Source organism: Actinospica durhamensis (assembly GCF_018139695.1).
Lineage (GTDB): Bacteria > Actinomycetota > Actinomycetes > Streptomycetales > Catenulisporaceae > Actinospica > Actinospica durhamensis.
In genome coordinates, this window is sequence record NZ_JAGSOG010000646.1 from 1 (window position 1) to 791 (window position 791).

Genomic DNA, 791 nt, shown 5'->3' on the forward strand with positions numbered 1-791 from the left:
ACGGGTCCCCTTAACGTTCCAGCACCGGGCAGGCGTCAGTCCGTATACATCGCCTTGCGGCTTCGCACGGACCTGTGTTTTTAGTAAACAGTCGCTTCCCGCTGGTCTCTGCGACCACCCCCAGCTCGAGGAGTAAATCCCGTCACCGGAAATGGTCCCCCTTCTCCCGAAGTTACGGGGGTATTTTGCCGAGTTCCTTAACCATAGTTCACCCGAACACCTTGGTATTCTCTACCTGACCACCTGTGTCGGTTTGGGGTACGGGCCGCCATGTCCCTCGCTAGAAGCTTTTCTCGACAGCATAGGATCACCTACTTCGCCCCTACGGGCTCCCCATCACATCTCGGGGTTAAGACCGGCGGATTTGCCTACCGATCCCCCTACCTGCTTGGCCCGGGAACAACCACCGCCCGGGATAGGCTGCCTTCCTGCGTCACTCCATCGCTCACCTACTACCCGCTCAGGTCACCGGCCCTACCCGCCCCTCGCCCGAAGGCTCAGAACGGTTCAGACGGGTTTAGTATCACGGGCCTCGGCCCTTGCGGTCCACAGCGGGTACGGGAATATCAACCCGTTGTCCATCGACTACGCCTGTCGGCCTCGCCTTAGGTCCCGACTCACCCTGGGCGGAACAGCCTGGCCCAGGAACCCTTGGTCATTCGGTGCCACGGATTCTCACCGTGGATTCGCTACTCATGCCTGCATTCTCACTCGCATGCCCTCCACGACTCGCTCACGCGGCCGCTTCACCGGACATGCGACGCTCCCCTACCCAACACCACACCTGGCCG

At 61.1% G+C, this 791-nt stretch carries 1 rRNA gene; it reads right to left on the reverse strand.

The annotated features are described in order from the left end of the window. A 23S ribosomal RNA gene (locus KDL01_RS41535) occupies positions 1–791 on the reverse strand; the annotation flags it as partial.